The organism is Pseudobdellovibrionaceae bacterium (genome assembly GCA_015163855.1).
In the GTDB taxonomy this organism is placed as follows: Bacteria; Bdellovibrionota; Bdellovibrionia; order Bdellovibrionales; family UBA1609; genus JAAOIH01.
Genome location: JAAOIK010000015.1, coordinates 1 through 22,088, shown reverse-complemented (window position 1 = coordinate 22,088; position 22,088 = coordinate 1). Strand labels below are relative to the sequence as shown.

The window sequence follows — 22,088 nt, the reverse complement described above, 5'->3', positions numbered from 1 at the left end:
TTTTTATAGTTTCAATACGGCACACTATTGTGAGCCATATTGTTTTGTCACATCATCTAATCTTTTTAGATGAGCAAGCAATTCTTCCATTTTATCTAATGGCCAAGAATTAGGGCCGTCACTTAATGCTTTTTCAGGATTAGGGTGAGTTTCCATAAACAAGCCACTAATACCCACAGCCATAGCGGCTTTTGCTAGGGCGGGGATAAATTCCCTTTGCCCTCCCGAGCTAGTGCCGTGTTTTCCGGGTAACTGCACAGAGTGTGTGGCGTCAAAAACCACGGGGCATTTAGTGTCGCGCATAATCACTAAAGAGCGCATATCAGAAATTAAATTATTATAACCAAAACTAAAGCCTCTTTCGCAGACCATAATATTTTCATTGCCCGTAGATTTTGCTTTTTCGGCAACGGCAGTCATTTCTTGAGGAGATAAAAATTGCCCTTTTTTGATATTTATCGGCTTATTTGTTTTTGCAACACGAGTAATAAAGTTAGTTTGGCGACACAAAAAAGCAGGGGTTTGTAGCACATCAACCACTTCAGAAATTTGGTCTAAGGGGCTGTCTTCGTGCACATCGGTTAAAATGGGGACATTAATTTGCGATTTTACTTCTTCTAAAATGCGCAGCCCCTCCTCTAGCCCTGGGCCACGATAACTTTTAATAGAGCTACGGTTGGCTTTATCAAAAGAGGATTTGTAAATAAAAGGAATATTTAATTTTTCAGTAATTTGCTTTAAAGTTTCTGCAGTTTTTAAGGTCATGTCTAAACCCTCTACCACGCAAGTGCCAGCAATTAAAAAAAACGGTTTATCTTGTCCAATATTAAAATTACAAAGCTTCATAAGCTACTTTAAAAGCTACTTTAAGAGTAAAGTCAAAGAATTTACTATATGACTTTGTTTATTTCTTCGGTATAAGTAAGCCTATAACATAAGGAGTGTGGATGTATAAGGATAAGCAAGAGATTACAGAACACATAAAAGATAAAGCCAAAAAAGTAAAATTGGTCATTTTTGATATGGACGGCGTTTTAACCAATGGCCTATGCTCTTTAACAGCCAGTGGTGAAATTTCTAAAACTTTTAATTATCAAGACGGACTAGGCATAGCTTTATTGCAGGCAAACAAAATTGATGTGGCCATTATTACTGGTGACCAATCGGGAGTGGTTGATGAAAGGGCCAAGCGTTTAAAAATTAAATATGTTTATAAAGGTAGAATTAGTAAACTGTCTGCTTACAAAGATTTAAAAGGAAAATTAAATTTAAACGATGAGCAAATTGCTTATATGGGTGATGACATTATTGATATCCCCGTAATGAAAGAGGTAGGGCTGTCTATAGCTGTGCAAAATGCACAAAATGCAGTGAAAGAAATAGCCGACTATGTAACCCCTTTGTACGGCGGAGAGGGAGCAGCTAGAGAACTTTGCGACTTAATATTATCTTTTAAAAAATTAGACCCAGAAGCCTTGGTAGAAACTTTAGAGAAAGAAATTTCTAGCTGTAAATAAAAAATATTTTTATTACTAAAATGCTCACTATAATTATTGGACATAGAGGATGTGGAAAAACTAATCTGTTGTCCTACTTAGAAAGTAGTGAAGTGCTTTGCATAGACTTGGATTTAAAAATCACTCAAGCTTGTGGCGAAAGTGTAGAAAGCCTATTTCTTAATAAAGGGGAGAAGGTTTTTCGCAATTTAGAAAAAAACACTTTATATAAACTAATTAAAAAGCATCAAGGGGCTAGCCGGCCAGTATATATTAGTGTGGGCGCGGGGTTTTTGGAAGAAATCCCCGACGGGGTAAAAGTGGTTTGGTTGCAAAGAAAAACCGACGCACAGGCGCGCACTTTTTTTAATCGCCCTAGGTTAGATAAAGAAAAAAGCCCCTCTAAAGAATATAAAAGTCGATTTTTAGCAAGAGAAAAATACTACGGCTCTGTAGCTCACGAAATAATTTGTTTGCCAGAACATATTGTAAAGTCGCAGTTAGATAGTTGCAAGCACGCACAGTTATCAGTAGAAAATTTTTTTACGAACTTGCAAAAATTTATGGCTTTATATTTTTCTAACCAACCAACAACTTTAAATACAGAAGAAGTAACGCAAGAAAAAAATAATTTCTTTTCTTTTTCTTCTTTAAACAAGGCTGGAATTACTTTAACAGAAGAAATGTTTGCAGACCGCTTGCGGGGAGAGCAATTTTTAAAAAAGCGTTTAAGCTGGGGGTTGTTGTTTTTTGAAGTAACCGACCAGTTAATTAGTAAAAGCACTTTTGTTTGGATAAAATCCATTGTTCCGCCAAATCGTTTATTGCTAAGTTGTCGCAGTTTAAAAACTTATTTTACCCAAGAAGATTTGCAGTCTTCGTGGGCTTGGGATTGGCCCATAGAAAAAACTATAAAAGCTTGTCCTTTTAAATTACCTTTTTCTATTATTTCACTGCACAGCAATATAAAAGAAAAGATAGAGGATAATGGTGTTTACTTAAAGTCGCAAATGGCCTTGGCCAATAAACACAATTTACAATATGGCGGCTTTAAAAAAGTACATGGTAAGTGGGCCCCTAGCATTAGTGGATTAAGCGAGTTACAAAAGTTGTATGACTGGTTTAAAAAAGATAAAAGTGGGCGGTCCATACTGCCCATGTCTGAGGATGGTCGATGGGCGTGGTTTCGTTTGTATTTGTACGAGCAAACAAAATTGTCTTTTGTTAAAGAAAGCCGAGGTGGCATTTTTAAAGACCAAATATTATTGGCAGACAAATTATTTAGCGAACATAAAAAAGCGGATAAAAATACACCAAAACATTTTGCTGCCATTTTAGGACAGCCGGTTACACATAGTTTAACGCCCTTTATCCATTATGATTTTTTTCAAAGTAAAAATATTTCTATTTACAGTGTGGAGTTAAAGGAAAGCGAGGTTAGCAAACAAAGCATAGATTTTTTAATACAATTGGGCTTAAGATACGCTGCCATTACCTCCCCTTTAAAAAAAGCTTTTTTTAACTTAGGGCATGATCAACTTAAGCCTTCTTGTTTAGGAAAAAAGTTTCAATCGGTTAATACTTTAGCTATTTTTGAAAACACCAAAAAAGGAATTTTAGATAATACCGATCAAGAAGGTTTAGTAGCCTTGGTTAATTCGGCCGCTGTGGATAAAAAAACAAAAGCTTTATGGGGGGCGGGGGCAATTTCGTTAATGTTAAAGAAGGTCTTTGCTGAGGTTTGTATTTTTTCTGCACAAAAAAAACAATGCGTTAATCGCAGTATAAACGAAGAAGCTTATTGTCCAGAGGTGATTTTGTGGGCAGTGCCTAGTATTTATAAACATTCTCCTCCCAAACACTGGAAGCCTGGCGTGGTTATTGACCTTAACTACTCCGAAGATTCTGGGGGGCGAGAATATGCAATGCTAAACAAGGCCACTTACATAAATGGGCTATTAATGTTTTTGGTTCAAGCTAAGGCACAACAAAAAATATGGAATAATGTATAATAAAGTGCTTAAGGGCTAGCAACTAATGTGTACAAGCATTTTAACTAAATACTTTAACAAAGAGTTCATATCTACGGGGCGTTTGTTAAAGATCCAAATTACTTCTTCAAAGTTTCCTAAGCTCATGTTTAGTTGAATGCTTAACAAGGACTTAGTAGTGTTTTGGTAGGCTTGAATGTTTTGAATATCAATTTTTATTTGACCAGGCTTGCTGTATCTAATGTTTAATTGGGTAACACCGCGAAATAGCATAAAGCTGCTTTTGGCACCTTCTATATTATATAGCTTAATAGAAGAATTATCGTCTATTTTATTAGTATTAAATTCTTGGACAATGCTAGCAAAGGCAGCCTTTAAATCACCCATGTATTGGCGAGTCTCTTTTTCGACGAATTGCTTTAATTGGTGGGATTGTGTACCACGAGCATTAGAGTTTTTCCGTTCTTTGTCGGTTTCTGCTAGTGTTTGGATCCAATTTGTCATATATATATGCTATATAAGCGAGCTAGACCTTGTCAATGTTTTGGAGGGGTAATGGGTGGTAGTACTTTTGGTAGAGTATTTCAAATTCATAGTTTTGGCGAAAGCCATGGAAAGGCTATGGGGGTTGTTATTGACGGCTGTCCTTCGGGAGTGAAATTTTCTTTAACGCAATTGCAAGAGTTTGTAAATCGACGGCGACCAGGGTTTTCTCCCTTTTCCTCTAAACGAAAAGAAGCTGACCAAGTGGAGCTATTGTCTGGAGTGTACGAAGGTTACACCTTAGGAACTCCCATTGCGCTGTTAGTTTATAATCAAGACGCAAGGTCTTCGGACTATGACGAAATTAAAAAGAAACCAAGGCCTGGTCACGCCGATGATGTGTGGAAGGTTAAATACAAGCACACCGATCATAGAGGGGGAGGGCGCGCCTCTGCAAGAGAAACACTTTCTAGGGTAATGGCCGGGGCTGTGGCAAAAATGTTAATACAATCTTTGCAGCCAAAGCTAAATGTTTTTTCTTTTATTAAATCTATAGGTTTGTTTGAGATTAGTTCTGCAGCAACTCAGGCTATTATGCAGCACCCCTCCCCAAAAAAAGAATTGGAAAAACTCGACTTGGCTATTCCCGACAAGGAGTGCTTAGAAAAAGTAAAAAAGCTTTTAGGCGATGCGGGTGTTAGTGGGGAAAGCTATGGAGGGGTAGTGCAATTGGTAGTTCGTGGCTTGCCTGCAGGTTTAGGGCAGCCCGTTTTTCATAAATTAAAAGCAGATTTGGCTTTGGCTTTGCTTAGTATTGGTTCCACGGTGGGCTTAGAATTTGGAGATGGTTTTAAAATTAGTTCGGAGCGGGGAAGCGAATTTCACTCTTTGCAGCAGCAACATAACTATGCAGGTTTGCGAGGGGGAATAAGTACGGGCGAAGCCATGGTGGTAAAAATTGCGTTTAAGCCGGTGTCTTCTGTGGGTGCAGTTGCTCGCAATGGCAGGCACGACCCTTGTGTTTTGCAAAGGGCTTTGCCTATTGTGGAGTCTATGGTGTTGTTAAGCATAGCCGACCACCTATTATCTTGCCGCTTAGATAAAGTCTAGCGAGGCTCTTGCATATGGTCTTGCTTTCATAGGGCATTGGTCCATTGATACTAAACCAAGGTCTAGTTTTTCCTTGCCAATCCCACTTAGTGTCCTACCATTAGGGCAGAAAGCTGTTTATAGCCAAATGTCATCTTAATAAATAGATGGTAGAGGGTGAAGAGGAGTTTTCTAAAAAAAGTAGTAAAGAAAACAAAGACAATAATGAGGAGACAACAATGAAAAATTTTTTTGTATTACTATTAGTACTTTCTTTTGGAAGACTAGCTGTAGCTGGTGTAGACATTAGTGGAGAGTACCGATTTCGTGAATGGAACAATCTTACAAACAGCTCTGGGCGTAGCGACGATAGCCGCTTTACTCTAGGTGCTTCTTTTAGAGAAGGCGATAGCTTAATGGCTCACCTTTCTTTAATCGCTAATAGCTCTGGACTTGTAGAAGCTAGTGAAGCTTATGGTGTATGGAATTTTGCAGATGCATTTGAATTAAAGTTTGGTAACTTTTCTATGGATTGGGCAAACGGTACTGTGTTTGCATCAAATTCTTGGGAAGCAGCACCTACAGTATTTAACAATAGTGTAAGCCTAGCTTATGACGCTGGAATGATTAAAGTGACTTATGCAGAGCTTGACCGTACAGAAGGCAATGCTTTAACAACAGCTGTTGGAGTAGATTTTATGTCTTTACCTGCAGTAGCAAAAACGGTTCACCTTTTTTATGTAAAACAAGACACTTTATCTAAGTACGGTGCAGTTGTAGCTGGTAATGTAGATATACTTAGTTATGACCTAACTTATGCTTCTGACAAAGATGGCAAACGAAAAGCTAGCATGATGCACGCAAAAGTTGGCGTTGATGTAGCAGGCATGGGAAAAGTAGTAGGTACTTATCATAAAGATAAAGATGGTTACAGCCCTTTATCTTACGACAAACACGCTAATGCAGGTTTAATGGACCAGTATCAGTGGGGTGATGTTGATGGATTAGCTTATTATACAGTAGGTTATGTTCACAGCCTAAATGACGCTAGCGCAGCTGGTGTTTTTTATAACGCTTTTAAAAATGCAAACGGTGACAAGTTAGGTACAGAAATAGATGTATATGCTTCTCATAAATACAACGATGTATTAGTTGCAACGGCTCGTTACGGAAAGCACACACCAGAAGATGGTAAGGCTTTTAATCAGTGGATGGTTGGATTAACTTTAAACTTTTAATCTCCCCTTCATTTTAATATAAAAAAAGAGCAAGTTTTTCTTGCTCTTTTTTTTTGTAGTGCATATTAATAGTATATATGAACAAGTTTTTCTTTATTATTTTTTTTACAATAACGCATAACTGTTTTGCTTATGAAAAAAAAATACATTTACCTCCCTTGGTAGTTATTCAAGTTAATCAATTATTAAATTTAAGTGTAGATAAATTTTACAAAGAAAGCCTTGCTTCCAAAGGTCAGTTTAAAGGAAGTAGTTTATCGAAAATACAAAAAGTTATTCAACTTTTACTGGGTTCGGCAAAAACACTACCTCCCGAAACAGCGGTACATTTTAAAAAAATTTTTCAAGCTTTAGATGTTCAACTATCCTCACTGATAAAAACTGCTAAACCCATTTACATAAAACAGGTTTGGAAGTCTTTATTTTTAATAGCACGGTCTTTTAATGTTAATGCGTACCTTTATGGTTTTTGCGACAAAGATAGAAGTATGTGGATACAGAAAAAAAAATCGAAGCTAATTAACCCAATAGGGGCGCGCTCTTGCGCAAAGGCTATTTAAGCCCTTGTATAATCACAAGTTAGTCGTTATTTTGGTAGTATGCATTTCTTTAGTCAGTTACCTAAAAATATTTTAGTGGCAATTGTTTTAGTTGGCGGAGTTTTTTTTATTATGTATGCACAGCCGCCGGTAACCATTTGCCAAAGTGTTAAGGATAGTTTTGTAAAGTCTCAAAAAGGCTTTTTGTATATTCGTAAAGAGGCAAATAGTTTTAAAAAAGAAAGCTTGTATCAAAAGTTGTATAAACTGTGTAAAAGCCGAAAAAGCCCAGGGTCTTGTTACCAATTATTTTATAACACAAAAAGTTTATTATTAAGTTTAAATTCGGATGGAATATCGTGTATTCCAACGATTCCCAAGCTAAAGGGTTTTTTGCAAAATAATATTAAACTGATGGCAGAAATTGCTTGGGGGCCTGCGCCTCCATCTTCAAAAGGTCCTAAATTTTCTTGGTTGCAGGAATCCGACTTTTATTTATTTTGCAATCTTTTAGGCACTTATAAAAAGGCTTTGGGAGAGGAGCAAAAAAACCACTTAATTAACCAAACGCTAATCGCTTTGCCAGGCTATGAAGTGGTAGATGCTTTAAAGGCTCGTCAGTTAAGCCTTTTTTCTATTAACTGTAATAAGTATTAAAAAGAAAAAGGCTTAGAAGAAATGGGCTCGGGAAACTTATTTACATTATAAGCTTGTGTGCCCACAGGTAATAAAGCTATGCTTTGCGCTTTTTTAATTGCATTTTTTAAGCGTCTTTGTTGTGAGCTGTTAAATTCATTAATTCTAGCAGGCATAATTTTTCCACCCTCGCTTAAGTACCTTGCTAGCACTACGGGCTCTTTATATTCAAAAACGATATTATTAAAATTCGATTGCTCTGCTTTTTCTTCCACGCTGTCTCCTTAACGGTTTGCTTTTATGCTCTTTTGCCCTTTTATTAGGGGATAGAAATTAAAAATACTTATAACTACAGGCCAAGCTAGATTTTCTTAGCATTAAAGTCAAGTTTTCTAATTTTTGTACAGGGGCTTTTGCCAGCTCTTTTAAAGGAGGAGTATTTTTTTTGTTGCAATATTTAATATTTATCATATATTGACTTGTTTACTGTAATTTTAGAGGAGATTTTTGTGCCTAAATGTGATTTAAGCGGTAAAGCCGCGGTGGTAAAGAACCTAGTTAGCCATTCTAATATTAAAACAAAATCTAAAGCCGCTTTGAATGTGCAAAGCAAAAGACTATTTAGCACGGCTTTAAAAAGCTTTGTGCGTTTAAAGGTAGCCACTTCAGTAATGCGTACTATAGAAAAGATGGGTGGATTAGATACTTTTGTAATGAGACAGCCCGAACTATTGTTGTCTAAAAAAGCTAGAGCCGTTAAAAAACGTATTAAAAAAATTTTACAAGTGTAGTGATTTTTGTATTTATTAAATCGAGGTTAGTATGGGAAAATTAAAATTAACAATTAAAAAAGGCGATCAGGTAGAAGTGATTGCTGGTTCTGAAAAGGGTAAGCTGGGCGAAGTTTTGTCTATTAAAACACAGCCTTTAAAAATTCAAATTAAAGGGATTAAGCTTTATACCAAGGTGGATAAAAAAACGGGACAAAGCCAACAGATACCAGCCTTTATCGATTACTCGAATGTTAAAAAAGCCGACAAAAAGAAAGCTTAAACTTTCTTTTCTTCTTAATTTTTTTTTACTGATTTTGCTTATGCCAATCGCTCGCGCCGCAGGCCTTGCGCCAGAAGAAAATTTTAGCAAACCTCCCACTGTAGCTATACCAATTTTAAACATTCCTTTAACCGAAGAAGTTTTTGTTTATAAAGGAGAACTGCCTTACGGAAAGCTAGAAAAAAGACAAGAGTTTTTAAGCTGGCCTATTTTAAACCGAGAAGGGGTCAAGACAAAGCTTTTAGAGGCTTTAAAAAACTCTTCTAATTAATTTAATTATGAAAAATGGCACTGAAAGCGGCCAAACCACCCAATAGCAAAATACTAATTAAACCTTTTAGCGAGGAGGGCTTTTTTCTAAAGAGCACAACAATTACGCTAAAAACTAGCCAAACAAAAACTTTAGTAATTACCCACATTGGCCACGGCCAATGAATAGAAAGCTTAGCCAACAGGCCAAAGCCACTAATTAAAATAAAGGCCACACTAACACCATGTAAAAGGCTATAGTATTTGTTTTTTTGAGTACTATTTTTATAGTGGGCAATCATTAAGCCAAAGCTAAAGATGAGTAGAAAAATACTGACTACATGTATAAGCTTATAAACAGCAAAGGGCATAATCTTTCTCCTGGTGAGTTGGTTTATCTATTATAGAAATATCTTGTTTATATTGTAAAGTTATTATAGACAATAAAAGGTTGGGTGCACAATAAAAGGAGCTTGTATGTTAGTAAATAATATTGGATGGATTTCTATAATAGCGGGTATTTTGGGCTTAGTAATGGCTTTTTATATGTACAGATCTGTAATAAAACAAAATGCAGGCACGGATAAAATGCAAAGCATTGGTGATGAAATTGCTGTAGGGGCAATGGCCTTTTTAAAAGCAGAATATTCTAGAGTGCTAGTTTTTGTTGTTGTTGCTGCGGGCTTATTGTTTTGGGGATTTAATATACAAACTACGTTAGCTTTTGTTGTGGGAGCCTTCACTTCGGGGTTGGCTGGATTTATTGGAATGACAGCTGCTACAAAAAGTAATGTTCGTACAGCAGCTGCTGCAAAAGATAAAGGAGTAGGCGCGGCTTTACTTGTGGCCTTTAACGGCGGAGCAGTAATGGGCTTGTCTGTGGCCAGCCTTGGTTTAATTGGTTTGGGTTTTTTATATTATTTATTTGCTTCCGATTTTAGTGCGTTATCGTCTATCTCTGGTTTTTCCATTGGAGCTTCTTCTATTGCTTTATTTGCCAGAATTGGTGGAGGTATTTTTACAAAAGCTGCTGATGTGGGTTCAGACCTTGTGGGAAAACTGGAAGCGGGAATTCCAGAAGATGACCCTCGTAACCCAGGCGTAATTGCCGACAATGTAGGAGACAATGTTGGTGATGTGGCCGGTATGGGTGCAGATATTTTTGAATCCTATGTGGGGGCAATGGTTGCCGCAATTACTATTGCTATGACTATGCATTTGCCAGCTATGGAAAAAATTTTAGGTGGAGAAATTATAGACGCAGAATCTTTTCGTTATACTTTAATGGGATTGCCGTTAATTTTATCAGCAATAGGTTTGGCGGCTTCTATAGTTGGTATTGTGGGAATGAACCTTTTTAAAAATGCAGAACCCTCTAAAGCTTTAACTTTATCAGAAGTGATTGCGGGCCTTTTATTTTTAGTTGCCTCTGTCTTTGTATTTAACTTTTTAGATTTAGGTTTAAACATTTTTTGGGCAATGGCTATTGGGTCTATTTGTGGTTTTGGAATTGGTAAAATTACAGAATACTATACGGCCTCTAAACCAGTATTTAAAGTAGCCGAGGCTTCTAAAACAGGGCCGGCAACTAATATTATTGCTGGTATAGCTGTGGGATTAGAGTCTTGCGCAGCGCCTTTATTATTAATTGCTGTGGCTATCTTAGGAGCTTATTCGTTTGCTGGCTTATACGGAATTGCCATGGCCGCAGTGGGAATGCTAGCTACTGTTGGTGTAATTATGACCATTGATGCTTACGGACCAGTAGCGGATAACGCTGGTGGTATTTCTGAAATGGCAGGTTTAGGAGCAGAGGTTCGAGCTATTACCGATGGACTAGATGCTATTGGTAATACCACCGCCGCTGTAGGTAAGGGTTTTGCTATTGGGTCAGCCGCTTTAACTTCTTTGGCTTTATTTGTTGCCTACAAGCAATCGTTAAATATAGATGTGGCGATGGACATTAGTAACCCCGCAGTGGTTTCTGGTTTATTTTTAGGGGGCATGGTGGTTTTATTAGCAGCCTCTTTAACTATGACTTCTGTGGGCAAAGCTGCGGGAGAAATGGTAGATGAAATTCGTAGACAGTTTAAAGAAATTTCTGGTTTATTAGAGGGAACAGCTAAGCCAGATACCGCAAGGTGTGTGGATATTTCTACAAAGGCGGCTTTAAGAGAAATGATATTGCCTGTGGTTATTAGTATTGTATCCCCTATTCTTGTGGGTTTTCTTTTAGGTCCTGCAGCCCTTGGTGGTATGTTGGCGGGTTCTTTAATTACCGGCGTAAGTCTTGCGTTGTTAATGTCTAACTCTGGTGGAGTATGGGATAATGCCAAAAAGTATATTGAGTCTGGTAAAGTAAAAGGGGAGGCTAAGGGAGGTAAAACTCACGAAGCGGCAGTGATTGGAGACACTGTGGGAGATCCTTTTAAAGACACAACTGGCCCAGCAATGAACATTTTAATTAAATTAATTTCTATTGTTGCTTTATTAATAGCTCCATTATTAAACTAGGGCACTCTTAATAGAGTCCCTATTTTTTATCCATGGCCGTTTGCGAACACAATATTTTTAATTGGAAAGGAGAAAGAAGAACTTTGATTCTTCTTTTGCTTTTATACGCAGGCATTTTTTTAGTAGAATTATTATTTTACTACCTTTCTGGCTCGCCCATAGTTTTAGCCGAATCTTTGCATGTACTTAGTGATAGTTTAATTTATGTTTTTGCACTGTGGAGTTCGTTTTATTCACTAAAGCAACAAATATATTGGAGCAAGGTTGTTGGTTTTTTACAAATTGGTATGGGTGTTTGGGTAGCGGCCAACAGCTTGCATCACTATATTTTTGCCCTATCATCAGACCATCACGCGGTAATATGGGTGGGGTTAATATCTTTAATAGCTAATACCATTAGTTTATTTTTAGTATCCGAATATAGAGAAAAAACTTTATACTTTACTGTTAGTTGGATTTTTTTAAGAAATGATTTTTTTATTAAATTTTTAGTATTATGTTCTGGTATTGCCATGGGGTATTGGAACCCTTCTAAGATTAGTTTGTTTAGTAGTTTGGCGATTGCTGCTATTTTAATGATGTCTGGAAAAAGTATTTTAAAACAAGTAGCTAAAAAGAAAAAGTCACTAAATAAGGAGGCATAAAAAATGTCTCATGCCTGCCACTCCTCCCATCAAAACATTGGATTACACAATCGCAAATTTGTGTGGGGGATTATTTTAAATATTATTTTTATAATAGTCGAACTAGCTTTTGGTTTTTTGTCCGAGTCTATGGCCTTAGTGTCTGATGCTCTTCATAATTTTGGAGATGTGCTTGGCTTAGGCTTAGCTTTGTGTGCAAATATTTTATTAAAATCACAGTCTGCACCTAACAAAACTTATGGGTGGCGTAGCTTTTCTATTTTAGCCTCTTTTATTAGCTCTTTATCTTTAGTCTTTATTTTAGGGGCTTTATTTGTAGAAAATCTCCATCGATTAAATCAAGCCATAGTGGTTAATGCTACAGTTGTTATTTGGGTTTCTTTAATAGGCTTAGCTATTAACTTAGGTACCGCCTTGCTGTTTTTAGATGCCAAAGAAAAAGATTTTAATATTAAGGCGGCTTACTTGCACATGCTGGCCGATGCCTTAATTTCTGGCGCCGTGATGTTGGGCGGTGTTGCTATGTACTTTACCGACTGGTGGTGGGTTGATGGAGTATTAAGCTTTTTAGTAATACTATTTATTTTATACTCCACTTTGCGATTAACTTATGACTCGGCCCACTTACTTTTGGCAGGAGTGCCTAAAAATATTAATTTAAAAAAAGTTCAAGATTTTTTTACAACCCATAAAGATATTCAAAGCTTTCATGACTTACACATATGGGCGTTAAGCACGGCAGAAGTAGCAATGACTGTTCACTTACTAGTTAATAGCGAAGCAGATAACACCGAACTTTTAAAAACCATAGACAGTCACTTTGATAAACATTTTGGAATTGGGCACTGCACTGTTCAAATAGAAAGAAGCGAAACCGTTTGTAAGCCTTGCAATTAAAAAAAGCCTAGTTACTTATTGGTTTAATGATAAATTATTTTTTTGTATTAAAATTATTTTTTGTCTAACAGTTTGTTTACTTTTTTAATTACATCAGAAAGTTTTGTTAGCCCAGCATAAGTTCTTCTAAATTTTTGAAGCTCTTGCAGGGGAAAGCCTCCGTAGGTTCCGGGCTTTAAAACATTATTGGTAATAACAGACTTACCTATTATGCAAACATTATCGCTAACGGTAATGTGTCCAGACACAGCAACGCCTCCTCCAAAAACACAATGATTGCCAATGATGGTTGAGCCTGCGCAAGAAAAGCCGGCAGTAATTAGGCAGTGTTTTCCAACGTTTACATTATGGGCAATGTGACAAAGGTTATCTATTTTAGTTCCTTCATTAATTACAGTAGAGCCAAAAGTTCCTCTATCAACATGTGTAGAAGAGCCAATTTGAACACGATCTTTAATAATTACATTTCCAAAATGCACTTTTTTAAAATGCTTACCTTCTTTAGAGCTGCCGTACCCAAAACCATCGCCTCCAATAGTAGAGTGGCTTTCTATTTCACACTCACTGTGAACAATAGAACCTCTGCCGATAACCACTTGAGAATGAATAGTATTATTATCTTTCAAGCTGGAATGGTGTTCTATACAAACTTGTTGGGCAATTTGGTTGGACTGCCCAATGCTTACAAAACTTCCAATAAAGTTATGACAACCTATTTTTGTAAGTGCCCCAACTTGACTGTCATTAGATATAACACTGTGCGCACCAATGCAGACTTTTTCTGCAATTTTTGTATTTGCCTCAATAATACTGTAAGCACCCACTTTTACAGAGGGGTGTAGTTGAGCGGTTTTATCAACAATAGCTGTGGGGTGAATATTAACGCTGCCTTCTGTAAAAAAATTAGTATTATTTATGAAAAAGTATTTTTGCCCCAGCTTTGCCATGCTTTCTTGCAAGGAAGTGCTTTTTACAATGTTGCTGTTTTTATAATCTAAAAGATTGTTATCCTCTGCGGTGGAGGTAGATACAATGATTAGCCCTGCTTTTTGTTTTGCGGCTTCTTGCACCTGCTTAATAGAGGGGCAAAATACAATGTCTGTTTCTGTCAGTCTTTCTGTGGAGGCAATTCCAGTTAGTTGGTGGTCTTTTATGATTTGAACAGGGCTTAGCAGTGAAGGAAAGTCTAAAAGAAGTTGTTTAATGTTAGGGTAGTTATTCATGAGCCCTTTATCTTATTGTTAGGCATTGCTTGTCAAGAGCCTGGCTATTTGTTACATATTTTACTTGTAAATTGAGGAGTTTTTATGTCAAAAGCAGGAACTAAGAAAAAATCTGTAGCTAAAAAAAAGGTTGCAGTAAAAAAAACAGTAGTCTCTAAAAAGAAGACTGTGGCTAAAGCAGGAAAAATCACAGAAAAAGCCACTAAAAAAGTAGCTGCAAAAAAAACGGTTAGAAAAAAAAGCACAAGAAAAACGGCCAAGCAATTGCAGGCAGAAAGAGATCAGCAAGAAATTGCCCGTAAGTGGAAAATTTTAAATGATAAAACTGGTGGCACAAAAGGCCAAGCTTATAAAATAAGCAACACTTATGCTGTAGAAGACATTATTGACCATAAAGAATTTGGTCGTGGATATATTATTGATATTAAAAATAATCGACTACATGTTTTATTTCAAAACGCTTTAAAATTTTTAATATCTAATTACAAATAAAGGACAGCGCATGGCAAGAGATGACTTGGCTCAGTTAGAAGGTAAAATCATTGATGTGGGCAGTGGTGGTATTTATACAGTACAACTAGAAAACAAAACAGAGTTATCTGCAAAATTATGTGGAAAAATGCGCCGATTTAATATTAAGGTAGTTGTGGGAGATAAAGTAACTGTGGGAGTTTCTCCTTACGATCTCACTCATGGTTTAATTATGTACAGGCATAAATAAATAATTAGTTAGTGCAATATTACTTGGGTCATTTTTAGTCTTTAATTTTTATGTCTATACAAGCTTACTCTTTTGAACAATACATTTCTTCTAAAATCTCAGCCCAAAACGAGGTCATTAAGCAAACTTATCAAGCTTTAGAGGAGGGGTTTTCGCCTGCCTATATTGTGGATTATAAAAAAGAAATTTCTCAAGGCTTAAAATACTTTGAAGTGTGTTTAATTGACCAAAAGCGAAGCGAGTGGAAGCTACTGGTTAGTAAAAAAGAAAAACTATTGGAAGATTTAAAAAGAAGTGAACGCTTATCTTCAGAAATAGAGCAAAAAATTCAAAACTGTCCTAGCTTAGAAAGCTTTCGTACTATTTATAAAGAACATAATAAAACTACACTGTCTAAAGCGCACCAAGCTAAAAAGGCGGGTTTAGGGGCTTTGGCAAAGTGGGTTTTAGAACAAGCAAAGGCTAAAGATAGTGACGAGCAAAGCTTAGAGCAAGAGGCAAAAAAATTTATTAACACAGAGGCCTCTTTAGTAAGTCTTAGTGATATTTTAAATGCAGTTCAACAAATTTTAGTAGAAGACATATTAAATAACAAAGCATTTAACGCATGGGTTTCTCAAGAGGTAGAGCGTTCTGAAATTAGCATTCAAGCGGGAAAAAAAAATGTTCCCGAAAAGTATAAATCTTGGATTGGTTATAAAAAACCAGGCTCGTTATTTTTTAAACCAAGCATGTACCCTAAATATTTAGAGATTAGAAGGTTATGGAATGTGGGTTTTATTAAATTTAATATCGATGTTAATCAGCAAGCTTTGCAAGATAAAATTTATTCGTCTTTATCTCCTCTAGATAATGTTAAAGTAAGAGGTTTTTTGTACAACACAGTACAGTTGGCCTTAGCGCAAAGATTGCTTCCTCGTTATATACAAGAAAAACACAGAGACTTTGAAGAAAAAGCCATTAAATCAGAATCGTATAAATTTTTAAAATCTTTAGACTCAGTTTTAATGGCAAGGCCTGTTGCCTTTAAAAAGCCCGTTTTAGGGGTGTGGCCCTTAGAGCAAGGCTGTTATGTTGCCATTGTAAATGCTGCTGGTGAATATATTTCTAGCACGCACTTGTCTTTAAAGGCAGAAGAAAAAGAAGCCTCTAAAGCTTTGCTGCAAAACATATTAAAAGATATTGATGTAGAATATATTTCTTTGCCCACACAAAGTTCATCTTTTTTAGTAAAAGAAGAGCTCGAAACATTTTTGCCTTCAAAAACAGAAGTTAAATTTATTTGGACACAAAATTTAGCTATTAATTTATATTCCGAAGAGTTAGCTAAAAAAGATTTTGCAGATTTACATTTTGACCAAGCCAGGGCAGTGTTTTTAGCTAGGCAGTTACAATCTCCATTTACCGAGTTGGCGCGCTTAAACTTACACACTCTATCTTTAACAGACACGCAACACTTACTTCCTAAAGAAGAAGTTCGTGCCAAAATTACTAACGAAATTAATAGAGCGATTTATACTTACGGTTTAAACTTAAATGTTTGTTCGGCTTCGGCACTAACTTATTTAAAACCGTTTACCGAAGAGCTTGCAGAAGAAGTGCTTCGATTTAAAGCCAGCCAGTCAGGATTTAAAGAAATTAGTGATTTAAAAAAAGTGCCTAACTTTACTTCAGAATTATTTGAAGAAGTGGCGGGGTCGTTTATTTTATTATCTTCAAAAAACCCCTTAGACAGCACGCGAATTCACCCTAATCACTATGCCCGAGTAAAAGATATGGCCAGAGAACTATCTTGCCCGTTAAAGTCTTTATTTGGGGCAGGCTCTAGCGCTCTTAAAGATATTTCTAAAAAGTGGAAAGAGTTGTTGGGTAATTATTCGTATGAATTTTTATATCAAGAATTAAAAAACACTTACACAGAAGAGTCTAAAAACATTGATGAGCCTGTGCCGTATATAGAAAAAATTCAGATGAGCATAAAAAAATTAGAAAACTTGCAGGAAGGTTTGGTTTTAGATGTTTGGGCCAAGAGACTAACTTCTTTTGGCGTATTTGCCGATTTTGGATTAAACCAACAGGGTTTAATTCTTTTAAGTGTTTTAAAAAAAGAAAAGCAAGTGGTGTATCCAGGAATGTGGCTTCGCGTAAAGGTGGGTAGTGTTAATGTAACTAGCAAAAAAATTATTTTTTGCTTAGAGCACATTTATTCTGATTTTAAAAGAAAAACAACCCCTTTGCCGAAAAGAACCAGCGAAGATGGATCTGCCCAAAAAGCATTGTTCAACAAGAAGAAAGCGCAATGGAGTAGCACAAAGTCTGGCCTTAAACCCTTTAAACTAGATAAGGACTTGAGAAAAAATAAAACTTTTGCTAAACCAAAGGCAGCGTTTAATAACCCTTTTGCAGGTTTACAATCTATGTCTGGATTACTTAAGGAGAAAAAATGAAAAAACTAGTTATTGTCGAATCACCCACCAAAGCCAGAACGATTAAAAAATTTTTAGGTGCTGATTATTTTGTAGAATCTTGCATGGGCCATGTTAGAGATTTACCGCAATCGGCTAAAGACATTCCAGAGGCCTATAAAAAACAAGCTTGGTCTAAGTTGGGCGTTAATGTGGACGCAGGTTTTGATCCTTTATATTGTATTCCAAAAGGCAAAGGTAAAATTATTAAAGAACTAAAAAAGCTTTTAAAAGAGGCCGACGAATTAATACTGGCTACCGATGAAGACCGCGAAGGAGAAAGTATTAGTTGGCATTTATTAGAGTTACTAAAGCCAAAAGTGCCTGTTAAAAGAATGGTCTTTCATGAAATTACCAAATCTGCCATTAACAAAGCTTTAAAAGATTTTCGAGACATTGACGATAATTTAGTAAGGGCGCAAGAGTCGCGTAGAGTTTTAGACCGATTAATGGGTTACACTATTTCGCCACTGTTATGGAAAAAGGTTGCCTTTGGTTTATCTGCAGGAAGGGTACAGTCTGTGGCTGTAAAAATTTTATCAGATAAAGAAAAAGAAAGACTACGGTTTTTGCCAGTCAGTTACTGGGGGGCGGAAGGTTCTTTTCAAGCAAGGGGAGAAAGTTTTTCTGCAACACTGTCGGCTTTAAATAAAAAAGAAGTTGCTGTTTCTAAAGATTTTGGTCAAAAGGCAGAGCTGTTAAATGCCAAAAAACTACATTTAAAAGAAACGCCAGCGAAAGATTTTGTAAAACAATATTCTGAAAAAAATTGGACGGTTAAGTCGTTAGAAAAAAAACCCACTACTAGAAAAGCTCCGGCCCCGTTTATTACTTCGACTTTACAACAGGCAGCTAGTGGAAAATTAAAAATTAGCATTAAAGAAGTAATGATGGCTGCCCAAAAATTGTACGAGCGTGGTTTTATTACTTATATGCGTACAGATTCTACTTTTTTATCAGACCAAGCTATTAAAGCTAGTCGCAGCAGCATAGAAGAAAATTTTGGAAAAAAATATTTAGCCGACAGCCCTCGCCGTTATGACTCTAAAAAAGTAAAGGGAGCTCAAGAGGCGCATGAAGCTATTCGTCCCGCAGGAGATAAATTTCTTAACCCCGATCAAAGTGGTTTAAGAGCATTATCTTTAGAGCTGTATCGATTAATTTGGGCAAGAACTTTGGCTTCGCAAATGTCAGAGTCTAAGCATCAGCAGGTAAAAATGATTTTGCAAGCAAATGATGCCGAAATGACTTGTCGTGGATACACTACCGAATTTATGGGTTTTTTAAAGGCTTATTCTGATGACAGCAGTCACTCTGATGTTTATTTACCAGAACTAAAACAAGGAGAAGAGGTTAAGTGTTTAAGTTTAGACAGCAGTTGCACAGAAACAAAGGCGCCGCAACGCTATAGCGAAGCCTCGTTGGTAAAGTTAATGGAAAAAGAAGGCGTGGGCAGGCCCTCTACTTATGCCAGCATTATTAGTACAATTATTTATCGTGGTTATGTAAAAAAAGTAGGCAATGCTTTAGTTCCTACCTTAACCGCCCTAGTGGTAGCTAAAGTTTTTGACGAACATTTTCCTAAATATGTTGATCTACAATTTACTTCGCAAATGGAAAGTAGTTTAGATAAAATTGCAGAAGGAAAATTGGTTTGGAAAGACTACTTGGCAGGAGTGTATTTAGGCAAGGAAGGGTTAAAAGAAGTAATAAGTTCTAAGGAAGAAACCATAGACCCAAAATCCTCCCGAAGCATTAAAATTAATAAATTTCCAAACTATGAATTTAAAGTAGGCCGTTATGGAGCCTATGTTTGTACGCAAAAAGATGGCGAAGAAATTTGCGCTTCTTTAACCGATGATTTTTTACCAGGAAATACTGATTTAGAATACTTAGATAATTTGATCCATACAAAAATTAACGGAGCAGATTCTGTGGGAAAAGACCCCGAAACAGGAAAGCCATTATATATTTTGTCAGGTCGCTATGGCCCTTATGTGCAATTGGGCGAAGCCGACGAAGAGGCGGGAGAAAAGCCAAAAAGAGTATCTATTCCTGCTCACTTAGACGCTAACAATTTAAGCTTTGATAAAGTTTTATATTTGTCTCGATTACCATTAACTATGGGTGTAGATGAAGGCAGTGGTAAAAATATTATCAAACATATTGGGCGCTTTGGCCCCTATGTAGTATTAGATGGCGACTTTCGTTCTATTCCAAAGACAGAAGATTTTTTTGATTTTAATTTAGATAAAGCAAAAGCCTTGTTGGCCCAACCCAAAAAGGGGCGAGGTTCTAAAATTTTAAAAAGCTTAGGAAAATACGAAGAGGCTTCTGTGGACTTATTTGATGGTCGTTATGGCCCTTATTTAAAATGGAATAAGTACAATGTATCTTTGGGAGAGAGCTATACTCAAGATAACATTACTTTAAAAGTTGCCATCGACTTAATTCAAGAAAAAATAGACAAGTCGCCTCAAAAGAAAAAGAAGGTGACTAAAAAAACGGTTACAAAAAAGAAAGCCAGCACGAAGGTGGGCATAAAAAAGAAAGCAGCAAAAAAGAAAGTGGCAAAAAAGAAAGTTAGTAAGGCGCCGGCAGCTGTTGCGACCAAGGTAATATTAAGAAAAAAATAATGCCGTTAAGGTAGCGGTGGCAGGCACTAAAAAACCGCTTTGCTAAAACAAGCCAGCCCTTTGTCGGGCTTAGTTTTTTAGAATCCAATTTCATTTTGCATATTTATTTTTTCTTTGTATCTTTATTTTTTTCTTTGTATCCTATTGTAGTTAGTTTATGTCTAGATATTTAAACTAGATATTTTTTAGTAATTTTTAAAAATTTTTTACAAAGGACTTATATGTTTTTATTTAAGGTGCTGGCCGTTGCAGTAGTTAACTTTTCTTTCTTGTTTGTTTTTGCAAGGGGAGGGGCTTCGCCTAACCAGCCGTTGCTGTGTAAGCATATATCTCAAATTCAACAAAGTTACTTATCTCAACACATTAAAAAAAATATATTAAATACAAAGCTACAAAAAAGAATAATTCATGACTTGTTAGAGGTTGCCGACCCAAATAAAACAATTTTCTTACAAAAAGACATTAAAATAATTAATAATATTTTTAGAAATTTATTACAAGACATCGCCCAAGCAAACTGTAGCAGTTTAAATACTTTTTTTTCGTTATGGAAAAAACGAATGAAAGAAAGGGCAGAGTTTGCAAAAATATTTTTGTCTTCAAAGGCTTTTAAAATTAACCCTAACACAAGCTTGTCGCTAGACTCGAAGAAAAGAAAAAGATTTCAAAAAAAACAAAAAGCAGAAAAATATTTATCTAAATATATTCAGTTTCAAGTAACTAACTTACTTTCAACAATGAAGCTTCCTAAAGCGCGTAAGTTTGTTGTTCGCCAGTATCAACGCAATATAAAACTTTTAAGTGAAAAAATAAAAACAGAAAAATTTGCCATTTATTTAAATGCCTTTGCCAAAGCCTTAGACCCACACTCCAGTTATTTTTCTTGGAAAGAGCTAGAGGACTTTCAAATCGAAATGAGTCGTTCTTTAGAGGGGATTGGAGCAAGACTTTCTTTTGAAGATGGGTTTACTGTTATTGCCGAAGTTATAGAGGGAGGAGCTGTAGATCGCTCGGGTAAATTGCAGGCAAAGGATAAGATTTTGGCAGTAGGCCAAGGGGATCACGACAGTTTTGAAAATATTATAGAAATGGATTTAAGCGATGTAGTTCGTAAAATTCGAGGAAAAAAAGGCAGTAAAGTTAGGTTGTTAATTTCTAGAAAAACAAAAAGCGGAATAAAAAAATTTGAAATAACTTTAGTAAGAGATAAAATCCCTTTAGAAAGAGCGAAAGTTTATTATATAGATAAAAAAGTTAGTGGAAAAAAAATGAAGTTAGCTCTTATTCACTTAGGTTCTTTTTATGCCGATTGGAAAAACCGTGCGATTTCAGCAACTGCAGATTTAATTAAAATATTAAAAGAGGTTAAAAGAAAAGGAGCCCATGGCGTAGTGTTAGATTTATCAAACAATGGCGGGGGGTCTTTATCAGATGCCGTTAATATTTCTGGATTATTTTTTAAAACAGGCGGGGTGGTTAAACAATCTAAAGGTGGAGGTGCTTTTTCTGAGTTAAAAGATCGAGATCCGCGAGTTCAATTTTCTGGACCCTTGGTTGTTTTAGTAAATCGATTTAGTGCATCGGCTTCAGAAATTGTATCGGGAGCTTTACAAGATTATAAAAGAGCTATAATTGTTGGCGCGGGGGCTACTTACGGTAAGGGAACTGTGCAGACGGTGCAGCCCTTGGGTAGACGACATTTTGGAGCTTTAAAAATTACTATTGGAATGTTTTATACCCCTAGCGGAAAAACTACACAGCACCAAGGGGTAACACCAGATATTTTATTTCCTGTTCCTTCGGGGTTAAAAGACTGGGGGGAAGCTAGTTTAGACTATTCTTTAAAGCCAGATAGCGTGCCTAGGTTTGTGTCTAAAAATGCCCAAGGTAGTTTAAAACAAGACAAATGGAAAGTTATTACTTCAAGTTTGGTTAAAGTTTTAAAAGTAAAATCGAAAAAAAGAGTAAGGAAAAGCAAAGAGTTTCAAAAATTTATTAAAAGCAACGAAAAAATAAATAAAAAAAATATTAAAATTGCGGATTTGTTAAAAGAACAAAAAGAAGCTAAAAAAGAAAAAATTAAAGAGACCACAAATACCATAGCTTTGCGAAAGCAAAAAACAAAAAAATATCTGGATAGAGCAGATATTCAAGAGTCATTAAATATTTTAGCCGATGTAATTATTCAGCAAAAATAAACGGCGCAAAAATAAA

Annotated in this window: 22 protein-coding genes; 17 read left to right on the top strand and 5 right to left on the bottom strand. The window is 36.1% G+C overall.

Annotation, left to right across the window (positions count from 1 at the left end):
* Positions 1–24: 24 nt before the first annotated feature.
* Positions 25–846, bottom strand: a complete 822-nt coding sequence (kdsA, locus tag HAW63_02355; protein MBE8162813.1) for a 3-deoxy-8-phosphooctulonate synthase — start codon at positions 844–846, stop codon at positions 25–27.
* 101 nt (positions 847–947) lie between these two features.
* Between kdsA and HAW63_02350 the strand changes: the two genes are divergently transcribed.
* Together HAW63_02350 and HAW63_02345 are read left to right on the top strand one after the other, a co-directional pair.
* Entirely contained in the window at positions 948–1,517 is a 570-nt protein-coding gene (locus HAW63_02350; GenBank protein MBE8162812.1) for an HAD-IIIA family hydrolase, read from the top strand.
* Positions 1,518–1,537: 20 nt separating this feature from the next.
* On the top strand, positions 1,538–3,508 hold the full coding sequence (locus tag HAW63_02345) for a hypothetical protein (GenBank protein MBE8162811.1): 1,971 nt from the start codon (positions 1,538–1,540) through the stop codon (positions 3,506–3,508).
* A 15-nt stretch (positions 3,509–3,523) separates the two neighbouring features.
* Here the strand turns inward: HAW63_02345 and HAW63_02340 are convergent, their stop codons facing one another.
* On the bottom strand, positions 3,524–3,991 hold the full coding sequence (locus tag HAW63_02340) for a hypothetical protein (protein ID MBE8162810.1): 468 nt from the start codon (positions 3,989–3,991) through the stop codon (positions 3,524–3,526).
* A 51-nt stretch (positions 3,992–4,042) separates the two neighbouring features.
* Between HAW63_02340 and aroC the strand changes: the two genes are divergently transcribed.
* From aroC to HAW63_02320, 4 genes are all read left to right on the top strand, one after another.
* Positions 4,043–5,080, top strand: coding sequence for a chorismate synthase (gene aroC / locus HAW63_02335; protein ID MBE8162809.1), 1,038 nt, complete (start codon positions 4,043–4,045; stop codon positions 5,078–5,080).
* 218 nt (positions 5,081–5,298) lie between these two features.
* On the top strand, positions 5,299–6,297 hold the full coding sequence (locus HAW63_02330) for a hypothetical protein (GenBank protein ID MBE8162808.1): 999 nt from the start codon (positions 5,299–5,301) through the stop codon (positions 6,295–6,297).
* Between the two features lie 77 nt (positions 6,298–6,374).
* Complete coding sequence (locus tag HAW63_02325) at positions 6,375–6,857, top strand: hypothetical protein (protein MBE8162807.1); 483 nt, start codon at positions 6,375–6,377, stop codon at positions 6,855–6,857.
* Between the two features lie 39 nt (positions 6,858–6,896).
* Positions 6,897–7,493, top strand: coding sequence for a hypothetical protein (locus HAW63_02320; GenBank protein ID MBE8162806.1), 597 nt, complete (start codon positions 6,897–6,899; stop codon positions 7,491–7,493).
* On the opposite strand, the gene rpsR is transcribed toward HAW63_02320, so the two are convergent.
* Positions 7,490–7,747, bottom strand: coding sequence for a 30S ribosomal protein S18 (gene rpsR, locus HAW63_02315; GenBank protein MBE8162805.1), 258 nt, complete (start codon positions 7,745–7,747; stop codon positions 7,490–7,492). The genes HAW63_02320 and rpsR overlap by 4 nt on opposite strands.
* A gap of 234 nt (positions 7,748–7,981) precedes the next feature.
* Here rpsR and HAW63_02310 point away from each other — a divergent pair, with 234 nt between their 5' ends.
* Genes HAW63_02310 through HAW63_02300 form a run of 3 tightly spaced genes read left to right on the top strand, consistent with a single transcriptional unit; the run spans position 7,982 to position 8,796 of the window.
* Positions 7,982–8,263, top strand: coding sequence for a 50S ribosomal protein L28 (locus HAW63_02310; protein ID MBE8162804.1), 282 nt, complete (start codon positions 7,982–7,984; stop codon positions 8,261–8,263).
* Positions 8,264–8,294: 31 nt separating this feature from the next.
* On the top strand, positions 8,295–8,525 hold the full coding sequence (locus HAW63_02305; protein MBE8162803.1) for a 50S ribosomal protein L24: 231 nt from the start codon (positions 8,295–8,297) through the stop codon (positions 8,523–8,525).
* A 40-nt stretch (positions 8,526–8,565) separates the two neighbouring features.
* Positions 8,566–8,796: a hypothetical protein gene (locus HAW63_02300; GenBank protein ID MBE8162802.1), complete on the top strand. Its 231-nt coding sequence runs from the start codon at positions 8,566–8,568 to the stop codon at positions 8,794–8,796.
* A gap of 1 nt (position 8,797) precedes the next feature.
* Here the strand turns inward: HAW63_02300 and HAW63_02295 are convergent, their stop codons facing one another.
* The gene (locus tag HAW63_02295) at positions 8,798–9,145 is read right to left on the bottom strand and encodes a hypothetical protein (GenBank protein ID MBE8162801.1); all 348 of its coding nucleotides are present in this window, start codon (positions 9,143–9,145) and stop codon (positions 8,798–8,800) included.
* 106 nt (positions 9,146–9,251) lie between these two features.
* On the opposite strand from HAW63_02295, the gene HAW63_02290 reads away from it, so the two are divergent.
* The 3 genes from HAW63_02290 to HAW63_02280 are packed head-to-tail and all read left to right on the top strand — an operon-like array spanning position 9,252 to position 12,829.
* Positions 9,252–11,288: a sodium-translocating pyrophosphatase gene (locus HAW63_02290; protein ID MBE8162800.1), complete on the top strand. Its 2,037-nt coding sequence runs from the start codon at positions 9,252–9,254 to the stop codon at positions 11,286–11,288.
* A 32-nt stretch (positions 11,289–11,320) separates the two neighbouring features.
* Positions 11,321–11,932, top strand: a complete 612-nt coding sequence (locus tag HAW63_02285) for a cation transporter (protein ID MBE8162799.1) — start codon at positions 11,321–11,323, stop codon at positions 11,930–11,932.
* 3 nt (positions 11,933–11,935) lie between these two features.
* A complete protein-coding gene (locus tag HAW63_02280; protein MBE8162798.1) occupies positions 11,936–12,829 on the top strand; it encodes a cation transporter in 894 nt (297 codons plus the stop codon).
* Positions 12,830–12,882: 53 nt separating this feature from the next.
* Here HAW63_02280 and HAW63_02275 read toward each other — a convergent pair whose 3' ends face one another.
* Positions 12,883–14,052, bottom strand: a complete 1,170-nt coding sequence (locus HAW63_02275; protein ID MBE8162797.1) for a UDP-3-O-(3-hydroxymyristoyl)glucosamine N-acyltransferase — start codon at positions 14,050–14,052, stop codon at positions 12,883–12,885.
* Positions 14,053–14,136: 84 nt separating this feature from the next.
* Between HAW63_02275 and HAW63_02270 the strand changes: the two genes are divergently transcribed.
* From HAW63_02270 to HAW63_02250, 5 genes are all read left to right on the top strand, one after another.
* Positions 14,137–14,544 carry a hypothetical protein gene (locus HAW63_02270; protein MBE8162796.1) on the top strand — a complete coding sequence of 136 codons (408 nt, stop codon included), beginning with the start codon at positions 14,137–14,139 and terminating at the stop codon, positions 14,542–14,544.
* A gap of 10 nt (positions 14,545–14,554) precedes the next feature.
* Entirely contained in the window at positions 14,555–14,773 is a 219-nt protein-coding gene (gene infA, locus HAW63_02265) for a translation initiation factor IF-1 (GenBank protein MBE8162795.1), read from the top strand.
* Between the two features lie 50 nt (positions 14,774–14,823).
* The gene (locus tag HAW63_02260; GenBank protein ID MBE8162794.1) at positions 14,824–17,220 is read left to right on the top strand and encodes a hypothetical protein; all 2,397 of its coding nucleotides are present in this window, start codon (positions 14,824–14,826) and stop codon (positions 17,218–17,220) included.
* On the top strand, positions 17,217–19,874 hold the full coding sequence (gene topA / locus HAW63_02255; protein MBE8162793.1) for a type I DNA topoisomerase: 2,658 nt from the start codon (positions 17,217–17,219) through the stop codon (positions 19,872–19,874). The genes HAW63_02260 and topA overlap by 4 nt, the downstream gene beginning before the upstream one ends.
* Positions 19,875–20,095: 221 nt before the next feature.
* Positions 20,096–22,072 (top strand): PDZ domain-containing protein, encoded by a 1,977-nt coding sequence (locus HAW63_02250; protein MBE8162792.1) that lies wholly within the window; start codon positions 20,096–20,098, stop codon positions 22,070–22,072.
* Positions 22,073–22,088: the final 16 nt, after the last annotated feature.